Here is a 14715-nt window from a genome sequence, read left to right as displayed (position 1 = left end):
GCAGCCCAAGCTGCTTCGATATTTTTTCAATATATACTCAACATTCTTTAACTAAACCAACATGAACCATGACAAATTTTCAATTTCCGGAAGATTTGGAAAGCTTCCGAAATGGTTTGGTAAACAATCAAGTGTTGTTGCTGAGAGCAGGTGGAAACGGACTGGCATGTTCGTTTTTAAAGGAAGGTATTGTCTGCCACTCCATCGTTATTCAAGACCAGATTTTAGCCGATGCTTTATGGAAAACCTGTGAAAGCGGAATTCTGGAGGGAGTTAAATACCTGCAATTCAAGTATTCGTTTGAAAGCTTTATGTTACGCATCAAAGCAAAATGGCTGTACAAAGAATTAGCAGCTACCCTTCCTTATCTCTTTACGAAACAACAGGTTATAGCATAAATATTTGGCTTAGTCTAAACAAGAAGAGCAGCTCTGTTAGGTAGAGCTGCTCTTCTTGCTTTCGGACAAACGCTTGTTCCAGCTTTTCCTTATTTCTTTAAATATGGCCTTAAAGCATTTTGCCAGATGGTATAGCCTTTCTGGTTCATGTGCAGGTTATCCTCTATAAATATATCTGCCATAGGCTTCCCGTTCTTTTGCAACATCAGTGGGTATACATCTACAAACTGAGCATTCTTCTGCTTTTTAAGGTAGCTCTTAATAAGATTATTGGCCTCAACCACAACCGGCATGTATTGCTCCCGCGAAGGACTCGGCTTAATGGAAACAAATGTTAAAGTAGCCTTCGGCAGCTTCTCCCGGATAGCTGTAAACACGGCCTCAAAACGTTTAAAAACTTCCTGCGCATGAACGGTACCGGAAGCTATGTCATTCTCACCCGAGTAGATAACTACCTGGCGTGGCTGGTAGGGGAACACGATATCGTTCAGATAATATGCCAGGTCGGGAAGTGTAGAACCGCCGAAGCCCCTGTTTATAATCTTATGCTCCGGGAACATCTCCTGCACATTGCCCCACATCCTGAATGAAGAACTCCCAACAAACAAGATAGCGTCTTTGGGCGGTGCCTGCAGGCTGTCCTGCTTCTTAAAAGCCTGGATTTCGTCCCAGAACGGTGGTTTATTTTGCTGTGCTTGCGCTGTACCCAGTATACACAACAGTAACAGGCTTAGTAAAAATGATGGTAAATATTTCATAGCAAAGGGTGTATGTTTTAACAGAAGCTAATATACGCAGGTATTCCATATTAGACCGCCATAATCTCTAAGATGCCTGTTTACTTGCGCCACCTATCCCTTCCGCTTCGTTATAAGGCCTGTTTTTTCTACACCGAGCCATTTCTCTGCTGGCTGTAACATAGCATATTAGCTATACATATAAGCAAAAACTATAACTAAATAACTTTTATTGATTTGAACAATATGAGCGCAACAAGCACCTTTGCAGCATAAAACAACATTACTACATACATGTTTAAGCAAAAACTTATACTCTTAGCCGCGCTAGCAAGTGCACAAGTAGCTTTTGCCCAGCAAAAGCCACTTACTACCAACACAGGAGCTCCTGTTGGCAACAATCAGAGTTCAAAGACTGCCGGAGAGAACGGGCCTGTTCTCTTGGAAGATGTTCACCTGATTGAGAAACTGGCTTCGTTCGACCGTGAGCGTATACCAGAGCGTGTTGTACATGCCCGTGGTGCCGGAGCTCATGGCGAATTCGAAAGCTATGGCGATTTCTCAGCCTATACCAAAGCTTCACTTTTCGGTTCAAAAGGCAAAAAAACGCCTCTATTTGTACGTTTCTCTACCGTTGTTCACGAGCAGGGCTCTCCTGAAACACTGCGCGACCCCCGCGGGTTTGCCGTAAAATTCTACACCGACCAGGGCAACTACGACCTAGTAGGCAATAACCTGCCTGTGTTCTTCATCAGGGATGCGATGAAGTTCCCTGATATGGTACACTCGTTCAAGCCTTCGCCAATCTATAACAAGCAGGACCAGAACCGAGTTTTCGACTTTTTGTCGCACCAGCCTGAGTCTACAAACATGCTCACCTACCTGTACACCAACCTGGGTACTCCTGCCAACTATCGCCAGATGGATGGCTTTGGCGTACACGCATTTAAATGGGTAAACACACAGGGCGAAGTGGTGTATGTAAAGTATAAGTGGACCTCTCTGCAAGGCGTAAAAAGCCTGACGGCTGCGGAGGCTGCACAGGTACAGGCAAAAGACCATACCCATGCAACCACTGATCTGTACGAGCAGATCAGCAAAGGAAACTATCCGTCGTGGGAGCTTTCTGTGCAAATGCTGAAGCCGGAAGACCTGGATAAATTCGATTTCAACCCGCTCGACCCAACTAAAATCTGGCCTGAGAGTGTTGCGCCAAGCATGAAAGTCGGTAAGATGACACTGAACCGCGTACCCGGTAATTTCTTTGAAGAAGTAGAGCAGGCTGCCTTTGCACCGGGCACTTTAGTACCAGGTATAGAGCCATCGGAAGACAAGCTGCTGCAAGGCCGTGTATTCTCTTACTTCGATACACAACGTTACCGCCTGGGCGGAAACTTCCAGCGTATTGCCATTAATGCTCCTAAAGTTGAAGTAAACAGCAACAACCAGAATGGAGCGTACAGCGACCGAGCCAAGAACTCGAACATCAACTACGAGCCTAGTATAACTAAGCAAGGTACTTATGCCGACAACAAGCAGTATGAGTATTCTACCCGTAAAATAGATGCGGAAACTATGCAGCGCGTTATTTCCAAGCAAAACAACTTCGCTCAGGCCGGTGAGTTGTACCGCTCTTTATCTGAAGCAGACAAAAAACACCTGATCAGCAACCTGGCTGGTGACCTGGGGCAGGTACAGAACAAAGAGATCGTTACTAGGATGGTAAGCCACTTTTACCAGGCCGATGCCGACTACGGAAACCGCCTGATCAAAGCCTTGAAACTTAATCAGAAAGATGTTGTAGCTGTTACGGCTTCTGCAAATTAACCTCATGAAGGCTGGGTGGTATGCTTTGCTGCCACTCAGCCTTATTTCAACCCAGATTTTTAGAATTGATTTCAGGCTTCCATAACAGGAATAACGCCCCTTCATTTCTAACTTCTAATTTATAATTTATAATTCTTAAACACGATGCTGAAGGCAGTTTCTCTATCTCATCAGACAGCCTCATTAAACTGGCGGCAGGCGCTTCAGTTACAGAAAGAAGAAGCGGCAGCATTTATGGCTTCCTTAAAGATCAGGGGATTGGCTGAAGGCGTACTGGTGATAACCACCTGCAACCGCACAGAGGTTTATTTCGAATCGGCCGACACCACCCCTGCACAAATACAACAGGAACTGCTGCAGTTTAAGCAACTGCACAAGCAGCCAGCATACACGAACCTGTTTACGCATCACAATTACAGCGAGAGTACCTTGCAGTACCTGCTGGAAGTCGGCCTGGGGTTACGCTCTCAGGTGATAGGCGATCGTCAAATTATCGGCCAGTTTAAGGAAAGTTATCAGCATACAAAAGATCTGCAGTTCGGAAGTCCGCTGCTGCACCAGGCTATGCAAACGCTGCTCCGGGCTCATAAGCGTGTGCATAACGAAACAGGTTTCCGTTCCGGTGCCTCTTCGGTTGGTTATGCTGCCCTGGAAAGAATAGCTGATTTTATACCCAGAAAAGATTTCCCGGCTAAAAAACTGCTTATAATAGGGGCCGGACAAATGGGCACAGATGTAGCAAAGTATGCCGCCTCTTTTGGATTTAAAGCAATTGCTGTCGCCAATCGTACCGACGCCAAAGCTGCTGAACTGGCAGAGAAACTACAATTAGAACACTTGCCTTACTCACAATATCTTGCTGCACTGCCTTCCTTTGATGTAGTGATTTCCTGTGTGAGCGGTGGAGAGCAGATAAAGCCTGAGCAGCTTGGTACAACCTCCAACAGACGTATAGTGCTGGACCTTTCTGTACCACAAAGCATAGCTCCTGCCGTAGCTCAACTGGCACATACAACCCTCATCAACATAGACCAGATCACGAGCCGGACACAGGCTGTTAAAGCTGCCCGCATGCAAGCCATAGCCGATGTAGAACAGATCATAGAAGAAGAAACCGAACAATTTGCACAATGGCTGGAAGAACTGCCTGTGGCAAAATCTGTTGCCCAGCTCAAAAGTTTTTTTGCATCTGTGCTGGAAACAGAACTGGCAAAGCACCCGCAACTGCAGCAGGAAGACACAGCCAGCAAGCTGGCTAAAGCAGCATTAGACCGGCTTATCAGAAGACCGGCAGGCGCCTTAAAAACGACAACAGGTGCATCGCGGCAGGTACTCCTGGACTCACTGCAAACCCTGTTTAAACTAGATTAATACCTTTAGCATAAATTAACTTTTTACCTCTCCCTTATTTTTAACTTTTATACGGATGAAATCATTATTGTTTAACATAATTTTCCTACTTTTCCCTTTTTCGCTTTTTGCACAAGGCACAGACCTGATTTCAGCTGCAAGAGCAGGCGACCTTGCTACGCTGCAGACACTGATCGAAGCTAAAGCAGATGTAAACGCAGCTGATCAGCGCGGTTTCACACCTTTAATTATTGCCGTGTATGGCGGACACAGTGCAGCGGCTGAACTTTTAATAAAAGCCGGAGCCAATGTTAACCGCCAGGATGCCACAGGCAACACGGCCCTGATGGGTGCCGCATTTAAAGGCTATCCTGAAGTGGCAAAACTGCTGATTGAGAACGGGGCAAATCTTAACCTGCAAAACGGCAATGGCGGCACCGCCCTGATGTTTGCCACCATGTTTGGCCGTAATGAGCTGGTAAAACTGCTGATAGAAAAGGGAGCCGATAAGAATCTGAAAGACCAAAGGGGCTTAACGGCCCTAGAGCTGGCAAACCAGCAGGGAAATGCCGAAGCGGTGGCACTGCTGCAGTAAAGACATTTTTTAGATGGTTAGTAAAGTCAGAGGCGCAGGTGAAAGCTTGGGCCTCTGTTTTTGATGGTAAAAAAGAACAATAATACTCCTGTTGTATATATAAGCACCCTAACTACGAACATTAATCTGTTATCAAACCCAAGGTCAAGCACAACTGAAAGCAACAGATTCAGAAGCAAGAATACAAACAAGCCAATGTGTACTTTCTTAATCATGCTGCTGTTTTAGATAATTGTGATACCTGCCAACATCAGTTTGTCTAATAACCTCTGCCAAACAGTCTGACAGCCTCGTGTAAACGGCGTGCAATGCCATCGGCCGAAGCATATGGTATAAACTGTTTTGGAAGGAGCGGTTCTTATGGAGCTGTTTTGATATCAATCAAGTAAGGTTTTAAGGGAATCCCTGCTTCATCAGTAAACCTTTTTGAGACTAGAGACTGATATCGTTTGTTAGGCTCCATCTTTACTTCGAAACTGAAGGACTTTCTGTCTTCAGAGAACCCTATCACTTTCTGAATCATCAATACATTTTCTTCTCCTAAGGGACCAAACTCGAAGCCTCTTGTATTGACGTTCATAGGTTGAGAGAAATGTATTGTAATGGTCGTGGTATTAGGATGTACGGTTTGGCTTCCATTTTCAAATTGTTTAATACTTATGACCTGTGGCCTTAAACTCTCATAATAACTGATAGGCTTTTCAAAATAGGTTGCTCTATCTACGAATTTAAACAATTCCGTTTCATTGTTGTAGTCCAACTCTATCATCTCCTCTATTGCCTGCTTTTTAATTTTTGAGGCATCATAATAATTCTTACATATTGCGTAGCCAATGTAATATCCTAAATCACGCATCCCGAACTTATTGTCAGAACTATTCCATAGCCAATTTCTGAAGTCGGAAGTGAACATCTCCTTTGTAAACTCTGATTTCAATCGGTCATCCATACTTTGGCCAAAATTAATCTGCGGGTTGGGAGACTTCATATTTAGGGCTTTTTCTGCTACGAACTCCGCCGCTCCCTCCAAAACGGCTTGGGCTAATAGAGAATTTCCAATAGTTGTTTTCTGCTGCGTGTGAATGTATTCATGCGTATTTAAAAAGGTCAGGTCGCTGATGGGGCTAGTCTCGAAGAAGCTTTTGAGATGAGGGTAATCCATCTCAATCTCATTTGTGACAATGCTCTTGTCTGCCATAGCCAACTCACTTCCAATTAGAACCTTATCCGCAATAGTAGTTCCATTGGTTCTAAAGGCCCCGATTGTAAAATATATTTTGGCAGGCTTCAAAGACGGGTAGACTTTCTTAAGTTTCTCTATTCCTTTCTCAATTTCCTTGGCATAATTATCCGCTTTCAAAGTATTGTTTCTGATAGAGCCCCAGAACAAAGGATATTTGTTGATTGCGTTTACGTATGATTGCGCCGTATATCTGCGAGCTTGCATAATGGCTTGCAGTCCTGGTGAGCCTTTGCTGATATACAAGGCGTTGATCAGTTCAATTTGTCTTGTGCTGTCTTTCGTCTGAATGATTTGGTCATAGGCTTTCCAGAAATTAGGAATGTCGTCCGTGACCACACTTTTATGCCTCTGCGCAAAACAGTTAAATGAGGTAAAAATCAAAAATGCGAAAAAAAATTTTCTCATATAATTTGTTATAACATTGCTACTGACGGGTTGTATACAAGGTAAACGAGGCATAACCGAAGTATGACTTGTATACCTTGTGCTTGTTGCACAACCTATTGAAGATAGTCGTAAAAGGATATATTACCAAATCTTTGATGGGATGCAGGGCAGGAAAACTTTCGAAGACGAGCGGGAGCTGCGCTTCTCGCTCTCGGCGCACGTGCCGGCGCACAACTTCTACCGGCGGCTCAAGGACAGGCTCGACCTCTCGTTTCTCTACCAGCTGACGGCTCCCTACTACGGCAGGTGCGGCCAGCACTCGATTGACCCGGTGGTCTTCTTCAAGCTCTGCCTAGTGGCGCACCTGGAGAACATCTCCTCTGACCGCAAGCTGATCGAGCACTGCAGCCTGCGCCTGGACCTGCTCTACTTCCTCGATTACCAGCTCGACGAGCCCCTGCCCTGGCACTCGACCGTCTCGCGCACCCGCCAGCTTTTGCCCGCCTCTCTCTTTGAAGAAGTCTTCACGCGCGTGCTCTCCCTGTGCGTGGAGGCAGGCATGGTCTCGGGCCACACGCAGGTGGTGGACTCGGCTCTCGTCAAAGCCAATGCATCCATGGATTCCCTTGAACTGAAGGTGCCCCAGGAGACGCTCAATGCCCACCTGGAACGAGTCAGGGTCATCAGCCGCGGGGATCGCATAGCGAAGGCCAACAAAGCCAGCCAGCAGCAGCGTACCATCACGGCCAGCCGGGAAGAATTGCTTGAGATCCGGGCCCGCAACCGCAAGTGGCAACTGGAACAGAACTACCACCCGGGCGCCCATAACAAGGGCGCCAAATACACTTCCAACAAGACACATTACTCGCCCGTGGATCCGGATGCCCGCATCGCGATAAAACCGGGCAAGGCCCGCAAGCTCTGTTACCTTTTGCAGCTCTCGGTAGACACGAGCCGCCATGTGATCACGCACGTGCAGGCCGCACAAGCTGACCGCAAGGATAGTCTATGCCTGCCCGCCATAGTCAGCCATCTTCAAGCAAGGCTACAACTGCTTCGCCTGAGCTGCACCGCGCTGCTGGCCGACGCCGGCTACTCTTCAGGCAGCAACTACGCCTTATTGGAACGAGAGGGAATAAGCGCCTTTATCCCGCCACACGGCACCTACAAGGGTGGCCCTGCGGGATTCACCTACAACAGAGAAGAGGATTACTGGCTGTGCCCCTGGGGCAAGAAAGCTACCTTCCGCAGAGTGGCAGCCAACCGGGTCGAAACAAATAAAATGAAGATCTACCTGACCACCAGAAAGGATTGCAAGGGTTGCCCTTACCGTGAAGGCTGCATTGGCAAAGGCCATGAGCGCAAGGTGGAAATCACTTACTACCGGGACGAGTACGAGCGGGCCATCAGCCGGGTCAACAGCCGTTGGGGGCGGCGCATGAAAGGGCTGCGGCAGGCCACGGTGGAACCGGTACTGGGTACGCTGCTAAACTTCATGGGAATGGGCAAGATCAACACTCGCGGACTGGAAGTAGCTAATAAGGGAATGATTATGGCAGCAGCAGCATACAACCTGCAGAAACTGCTGCGCTTCACCCCAAAAAGAAGCCAGACAGCTGTCTTGGCCCTGCCCAGACCAGAGCCACAGGAGTTTTTCAGCCTACTTTTAGCAAATCGGAAGGTATGGTGGGCGGGGAAAGAAATAGGAGAAACAAGTTATGCTTGAGTTGTGCAACAGCTACCCTTGTTGGCATAGGCCTTTTTATTACTTCTGTTCCATATATAAATTCCAAAGCTCTTGCATTGGCACAGTTCTTCTACTTACCTTATTCAAATCCTTACCTTCAGCTGTCCAGAGAAAAGGGAAGCAATGGATGCCTTTCTTACCATCAACTTTTTTTACTTCTTCTCTCCAGTTTTCCCACCTGAGTCCTTTATAAAATTCATTGATGTCACCTGCAAAACAAAAAGATAAAAAATCAGAGTACCCTATTCCTAATGACTCCCACTCCAGATTGTCAGGAGAAAAGTAGAATACCTTCCCAATCTCTTCTTGCCCGAATGCTCCCGCGTTAATGGCGTAGAATCCACCAAGCACATCATCAGCAATCAACAGAAAAGAAGGCTGTTCTCCATCATTTGTAAAGGACTTCCCCCTGTTCCACTCCATGATGCTCCTGTCAAGCTTCTCAGAGCCCGAACCTAAGATGCGAATCCAACCATCATCCACCAGTATTCCGCCAGATTCATAAACGATTGCTCCCATCGGTGAGCGGGTAGTGACTTGCAACTGTAACAGGGCGTTCTCTGCCTTTTGCTGTTGTTTAGGTAAAACTTCTACTTTGTTGCTTGCTTCTTTTAACCAGTCCTGCACTATAGTCCATCCTGAGTCTTCTTTGTTTATAAGCTCTGATAAAGGGCGAGAACTACCGCTCTGTGCATTAGCCATAGTTAAAGAAGATAAAAGTAGAAAGGTGGATACAGCTATCTTTTTCAATTCATGATTTAGGTTAATGCCAACCTATAGATTAGCGCCATGAGATTTTTCCAATAGTTCTACTTCCTTTACCAGATATAGGTTTAACTTGACTGTACCTGAAGAAGCAGCCAGGGCACTACCCGCCAACAAGGCGACCAAGGTCCTACCAACCGATTCAGTCTGGCTGCTTTTATTTTCAAACCCGCAGGCAGGGGTCATATAGATTTTCGGGACGCAGGGCCCATCACAAAGGTTTCGATCCGTCGCTTGCACAACCTATTTAAAGATATGGAAAAAGCTATACAAACACAAGCTCCTGCCTTTATCTTAGGCGTGGATGTTTCCAAAGACAGCCTGGACGTGTGCCTGATCGACTGCAGTGACGGCAGGCAGCTCTGCCACAAGCTCAACAACAATCCCTCCGGCTTTCGCCGCATGAAGGCATGGCTCAAGCAGCAGGGCTGCGAGGCAGGACCTGAAACGCTCTGCTGCCTGGAGCACACGGGCCTCTACATCCGCCAGTTGGTGCACTACCTGCTGGCAAGGGAGGTAAGGGTGTGGATGGAGAGCGCCCTCAGATCAAGAGAAGCATCGGCCTGGTCAGGGGGAAGGATGACAGGGTGGACGCGCAGCGGATTGCCCGCTATGCCCTGCTGCACCGGCAGGAGGCAAAGTGCGTGAACCTGTCGGCAGTGACGCTGGAGCGGCTGAAGGATTTGCAGGCGAACAGAGGCAGGCTGCTCAAGGCACTGCAGAGCATCAAAGTAACTGTCAAAGAACTCATGGCGGTAGATCCTGTCTCCGGCAAGACACTTGAGCAGGTAAACAAAAAGGCCATCAAAGGGCTGGAGAAAAGCATGGAGCAGGTAGAGGAAAAGATGCAGGAGTTCATCGCCAAAGACGATGCCCTAAAGCACAAGTACGACCTGCTGACCTCTGTAAAAGGCGTGGGCAAGGTGCTGGCCATCTCGCTGCTGGTATACACTAGAGGGTTCACCAGGATGGAGGAAGCTGGCCTGCTAAGCCGGGGTGGCCCCCTTCGAGTACAGAAGCGGAACAAGCGTGATGGGCAAAACGGGTGTGTCTAAGTTTGCTAACATGGAGCTCAAGCACGTGCTGCACATGGCGGCCCTAAACAGCGTGCGCTACAACCAGGAGATGAAGCTATACTTTAACAGAAAAGTCGGGGAAGGGAAAAGCAAGATGAGCGTGCTGAATGCGGTCAGAAACAAGCTCCTGCACCAGATCGTGGCCGTCATCAAAAGAGGGACACCCTATGAGATCAAATTGAACAAAAATTAGACAAAAGCACTTGTCTTACTCATAGATTTCGGACTGGGCCATAAGGCGGCGTAGCTGGCTTACGGGTGTGGTTAGCATATGTTATTCTTTTACTGTGACAATGTTTAGGTAACTTTCATCTTCATTGAAACTCCACTTCCTTGGGCTAGTCGCATCCAACTTTGTAACTTCTATCTTTTCTATTTGACTTAAATCAGCAAGAAAGAATTGCTGATCAACAAGCAGGCTTTTGTTTAGCAGTACTTTGAGCTTTCTGTTCGCTTGGGAGACTTTGAAATGGTCGTACACTTTATTAAGCCTTTGTAATGGTATGTCTTTTTTCAGTTCTACCAGAACAACCCCATTTTCTCCCTTTTCGCCAAAGATCTTCAATGCACTTGCACCTTTATATATTTTAAGCACTTCGATCTGGCTTGGCTTGATCACCAGATGGTTGATTTTTGTTGCTAATGAGTCAATAAAGACTAAAGGTTGCTCGCCATTTAAGCTGCTTGCTCTGATGTTTGTGAGAGTGGTAGATTTTTGTTGTAAGTCCTGACTAAAAGATACAGTAGCAAAAGAGAGGACTAAGAAAAAAGAGAAAAGGAATGTTTTCATTTTTTTATGTTGTTTAAATTGATGCTAACGGCTTGTGTATACCTTGTGCGAGGCCATCAGCCGAAGCATAGGGTATAAACCTTGTGTGCGCCCAGTATGGGCACCTGGTACTGAAGGTATCAAATTATTCCAGAGGGTGCAAGTCCCTTACAGGCGAGTTGGTGAAGCCTGTTAGCAAGCCGCAAGCTGGTTCGTCGTGAGGCGTGCAGTGAAGAAAGCGGGACTGCAAAATCCGGTACTGACGGACAGAAACTGCATAAGAGGCAGGGAGTCGTGGGTAAGCAAGCACATCTTTGTAAAGCCCCTGACCAACAAGCGACTTTGTGTAGATGCAGCAGGAATCGGAGGAAGGAATGTGCTCTTACCTGGGGAGGTCTCCCTCTGTCGTGAACACAGGGAGAAGTCAGCAGAGGCCATAGTAGGTAGAGGTAACGAGCCGGGAAGCACCCGGAGGTCTCACAAGCTACCGAAGGGCCGAACGTTAAGTTGCTCTTAATTCGGCAAGGAGGCTCAGCCAGCCTTGCCTTAAGCGGGGCAGAGATTACAGTAAAAGTAGTAAAGATGATAGAGAAGGTACTCCACCGGGGCAACATGCTCAAGGCATACACGCACGTGCTGGCCAACAAAGGTTCGGCCGGTGTGGACGGTATGCCGGTAGAGAAGCTGGCTACGCACCTGAAACAAAACAGGGACGCCATCGCTACCGACATCTGCAACGGCAGGTACCTGCCTCCACCCATCCTAGGGGTAGCCATACCCAAGAGCAACGGTAAGAATCGCCTGCTGGGCATTCCCACCGTCACCGACCGCGTACTGCAACAGGCCGTTAATCAGGTGATAGCACCGCTCTTTGAGCTTGATTTTACCCAGCACAGCTACGGCTTCCGCCCCAACCGCAATGCCCACCAGGCCCTGCAGCAGGCACACAGGCACATCCACGAGGGCTATCAGCACATCGTGGACATCGACCTGCAGAACTTCTTCGATGAAGTGGATCATTGCCTGCTGCTGCAACTGCTTTACCGGAAGGTAAAATGCCCCCTCGCCCTACGCCTCATCCGCAAATGGCTCCGGGCCCCCATCCTTATCAACGGGAGACTGGTCAAACGTCGGAAGGGCGTGCCGCAGGGAAGCCCGCTCTCACCGCTGCTCTCCAATATCATGCTCCACGAGCTGGATAAGGAACTGGAGCGGCAGGGGCTGCGCTACGTGCGCTATGCCGACGACTTCAGCGTCTACACCAAAAGTGAAGATGAAGCTCGAAAAGTAGGCAACGCTGTATTCCTCTTCCTGCGGAACAGGCTCAAGCTGCCTATCAACAGGGAGAAGAGCGGCATCAGGCGGCCAGTAGACTTTCAGATTCTGGGTCACGGATTCGTGCCCACCTATAAGAAGGGAGATAAGGGCAAATACCAGCTGGTAGTGGCAAAGAAGGGATGGGAAAGGTTAAAGCAAAAGCTAAAGAGCATCACCCGCAAAACAACGCCCTGCTCTTTTGAGCAGCGTGTCCGGGAACTGAAAGAGGCGCAGCGAGGCTGGGTCCACTACTTCCGTTTGGCAAGTATACAGGGCAAACTCAAAGAGGTCGACAGCTGGATACGAAACAGGCTCAGGCACTGCATCTGGCATGACTGGAAACGACCGGACCGGAAAAGGAAGAACCTGATTCGGCTGGGCGTTCCCAAGTGGCAGGCGTATGCCTGGAGCAGGACCAGGAAAGGAGGATGGGCAGTAGCTCAAAGTCCAATCCTGATAACGACGGTAACGGTGAAACGGCTTGTCCGCAGGGGGTATGAATCAATGCTTGACTACTACAAGAAAGTAGCTCCACAGCTTAACGAACCGCTGTATGCGAGAACCGCTTGTACAGTGGTGGTGTGTCACGAACGAAGGACGCTTTTAGTGTCCTTTGGTGCTGTGCAAATGATGAGGGCAGGCCCCTCGGAGCCGGTAGTCAGGTGCAGGCTCCAAACCGCCTTGTGCGGCTTTGCTTAAAAGGCATGGTCGTGAGCGACAAGGAAAAGTTACCGGAAAGGTAGCAGGTAGGTGTTAAGGAGACGAACGCAAGTGAACTGCTGAAGAAGTGTCGTTAGCGAATAAGTGATGTCAAAACCGGGAGTCACCACTGTCCCGGGATAAGCATGAGGGCAACCTGGCTACTGCTCATGCGGCATCCGGCATTAAGGCAGCGTGACCTTAACACAGGCATTTGCACGGAACGTGAGAACGTGTCGTCCTGATGAGAAGGGAGAAGCTCAAGTGGCAGACCCACAAGAGTAAGAGTACCGAGGCAGGGCACGCGGGCGGAACATCCCGTAGTAGCGTGGAAGTCCCTGTAATGGGGATGGAGCCAAGGGGATGTATTATCCGGTTTTTATCACAAAGAAAACTGCAGGTAAGCCTGCAGGAGGTACTGACATGATTAAGACAAAACCATTTACCATCTCAAAGCACATCGTGCACCAGGCTTACCTGCGTGTAAAACAAAACGGAGGTAGCGCAGGTGTGGATGGGCTAAACCTCGAGGAGTTCGACCAGGACAGCAGAAATCACCTTTACCGGTTATGGAACCGAATGAGCTCGGGAAGCTATATGCCCGCACCCGTCTTACTGGTGGAAATTCCCAAGAGCGGCGGGGGCACCCGTCCACTAGGAATACCCACTGTTACGGATCGTATTGCCCAGATGGTAGTCACCATGACATTGGCACCAGTACTGGAGCCTGTGTTCCATGACGACTCCTATGGGTACAGGCCGGGCAAAAGCGCACTGGAAGCGGTGGGCAAAGCCAGGCAGCGGTGCTGGCGGCAGGACTGGGTTCTGGACCTGGACATCAAAGGCTTCTTCGACAGCATCCCGCACGAGTTGCTCCTAAAAGCAGTGCGCAGGCACACAGACTGCAAATGGGTGCTGCTCTACATCGAGCGGTGGCTCAAAACACCTGTGCAGCAAAGAAACGGCATAACCACAGAAAGGACAAAGGGCACTCCGCAGGGAGCAGTCATCAGTCCGCTGCTGGCCAACCTGTTTCTGCACTACTGCATGGACGAGTGGCTGCGGATAAAGTATCCCGGTTGCCCGTTCGAGCGCTACGCAGACGACTGTGTGATACACTGCAGCACCGAGCAGCAGGCGATAGCGCTTAAAGAAGCACTGGCAGAAAGGCTAAAGGCATGTGGCTTGGAGATGCACCCGGAGAAGACCAAAATTGTTTACTGCAGGGACGAGGACCGACGCAAAAGTTACCCGAACATGTCTTTTGAATTTCTGGGCTATACATTCAGAAGCAGGAAGTCACGGAATAAGCAGGGTAAATATTTTATCGGATTCTTACCGGCAGTTGGCGATAAAGCCAGGAAGGCAATCCGGGAAAGGATAAGGGCATGGAAGTTGACCAGCAGAAGCGGCAGCAGCCTGACAAGGCTGGCCGAGGAAATCAACCCAGTTCTGAAAGGCTGGATTAACTACTACGGACACTTCTACAAATCGGAACTCTATGAGGTATTGAGATATTTGAACCTTGTACTCAAGAGCTGGGCCAGGCAGAAGTATAAGAAACTGCAGGGCCATAAAATCAGAGCAAGCGATTGGCTGGGGAAGGTGGCTAAGGCCATTCCGAACCTGTTTGCGCACTGGCAGCTGGGAGTAAGGCCGTGAAGGTTGGATAATAGGAGCCGTGTAAGGCGAGAGTCTTACGCACGGTTCTGTGAGGGCGTAAGGGGGAGGTTCCCTTGCGCTACTCGACTGAGAGCCTCACCGTGAGTAATTTTGCTCACGGCGGGCTACTCGATTGCCAGAAG

The 14715-nt window shown here is 48.7% G+C and carries 13 protein-coding genes; 9 read left to right on the top strand and 4 right to left on the bottom strand.

The annotated features are described in order from the left end of the window. Window positions 1-68 precede the first annotated feature (68 nt). Window positions 69-398, top strand: a complete 330-nt coding sequence (locus tag C1N53_RS03315) for a hypothetical protein (RefSeq protein WP_137757968.1) — start codon at window positions 69-71, stop codon at window positions 396-398. Between the two features lie 89 nt (window positions 399-487). On the opposite strand, the gene C1N53_RS03310 is transcribed toward C1N53_RS03315, so the two are convergent. Continuing rightward, a complete protein-coding gene (locus C1N53_RS03310) occupies window positions 488-1156 on the bottom strand; it encodes an SGNH/GDSL hydrolase family protein (protein ID WP_137757967.1) in 669 nt (222 codons plus the stop codon). Window positions 1157-1429: 273 nt separating this feature from the next. Between C1N53_RS03310 and C1N53_RS03305 the strand changes: the two genes are divergently transcribed. The 3 genes from C1N53_RS03305 to C1N53_RS03295 all read left to right on the top strand — a co-directional run bounded on the left by C1N53_RS03305 (window position 1430) and on the right by C1N53_RS03295 (window position 4907). Then, a complete protein-coding gene (locus C1N53_RS03305) occupies window positions 1430-2962 on the top strand; it encodes a catalase (protein WP_137757966.1) in 1533 nt (510 codons plus the stop codon). 144 nt (window positions 2963-3106) lie between these two features. After that, window positions 3107-4333, top strand: a complete 1227-nt coding sequence (hemA, locus tag C1N53_RS03300) for a glutamyl-tRNA reductase (RefSeq protein ID WP_137757965.1) — start codon at window positions 3107-3109, stop codon at window positions 4331-4333. A 55-nt stretch (window positions 4334-4388) separates the two neighbouring features. Beyond that, window positions 4389-4907 (top strand): ankyrin repeat domain-containing protein, encoded by a 519-nt coding sequence (locus tag C1N53_RS03295; RefSeq protein ID WP_137757964.1) that lies wholly within the window; start codon window positions 4389-4391, stop codon window positions 4905-4907. 358 nt (window positions 4908-5265) lie between these two features. On the opposite strand, the gene C1N53_RS03290 is transcribed toward C1N53_RS03295, so the two are convergent. Beyond that, window positions 5266-6555, bottom strand: coding sequence for a hypothetical protein (locus C1N53_RS03290; RefSeq protein ID WP_137757963.1), 1290 nt, complete (start codon window positions 6553-6555; stop codon window positions 5266-5268). Between the two features lie 79 nt (window positions 6556-6634). Between C1N53_RS03290 and C1N53_RS03285 the strand changes: the two genes are divergently transcribed. Further along, on the top strand, window positions 6635-8263 hold the full coding sequence (locus C1N53_RS03285) for an IS1182 family transposase (RefSeq protein WP_240773372.1): 1629 nt from the start codon (window positions 6635-6637) through the stop codon (window positions 8261-8263). A gap of 39 nt (window positions 8264-8302) precedes the next feature. Here the strand turns inward: C1N53_RS03285 and C1N53_RS03280 are convergent, their stop codons facing one another. Then, on the bottom strand, window positions 8303-9034 hold the full coding sequence (locus tag C1N53_RS03280; protein ID WP_206077611.1) for a DUF2625 domain-containing protein: 732 nt from the start codon (window positions 9032-9034) through the stop codon (window positions 8303-8305). A 270-nt stretch (window positions 9035-9304) separates the two neighbouring features. Between C1N53_RS03280 and C1N53_RS03275 the strand changes: the two genes are divergently transcribed. Together C1N53_RS03275 and C1N53_RS03265 are read left to right on the top strand one after the other, a co-directional pair. Next, window positions 9305-9697: a transposase gene (locus tag C1N53_RS03275; protein WP_137757962.1), complete on the top strand. Its 393-nt coding sequence runs from the start codon at window positions 9305-9307 to the stop codon at window positions 9695-9697. A gap of 399 nt (window positions 9698-10096) precedes the next feature. Then, window positions 10097-10318, top strand: coding sequence for a hypothetical protein (locus C1N53_RS03265; RefSeq protein ID WP_240773371.1), 222 nt, complete (start codon window positions 10097-10099; stop codon window positions 10316-10318). Between the two features lie 81 nt (window positions 10319-10399). On the opposite strand, the gene C1N53_RS03260 is transcribed toward C1N53_RS03265, so the two are convergent. Next, window positions 10400-10915: a hypothetical protein gene (locus C1N53_RS03260; RefSeq protein WP_137757959.1), complete on the bottom strand. Its 516-nt coding sequence runs from the start codon at window positions 10913-10915 to the stop codon at window positions 10400-10402. A gap of 561 nt (window positions 10916-11476) precedes the next feature. Between C1N53_RS03260 and ltrA (C1N53_RS03255) the strand changes: the two genes are divergently transcribed. Together ltrA (C1N53_RS03255) and ltrA (C1N53_RS03250) are read left to right on the top strand one after the other, a co-directional pair. After that, window positions 11477-12910 (top strand): group II intron reverse transcriptase/maturase, encoded by a 1434-nt coding sequence (ltrA, locus tag C1N53_RS03255; RefSeq protein WP_137757599.1) that lies wholly within the window; start codon window positions 11477-11479, stop codon window positions 12908-12910. A gap of 423 nt (window positions 12911-13333) precedes the next feature. Next, window positions 13334-14572, top strand: coding sequence for a group II intron reverse transcriptase/maturase (gene ltrA / locus C1N53_RS03250; protein WP_137757598.1), 1239 nt, complete (start codon window positions 13334-13336; stop codon window positions 14570-14572). Window positions 14573-14715 lie beyond the last annotated feature (143 nt).

The organism is Pontibacter sp. SGAir0037, from assembly GCF_005491705.1.
GTDB lineage: Bacteria > Bacteroidota > Bacteroidia > Cytophagales > Hymenobacteraceae > Pontibacter.
The sequence above is the reverse complement of the archived record's forward strand: the minus strand, read 5'-3'. Positions and strand labels throughout refer to the sequence as shown.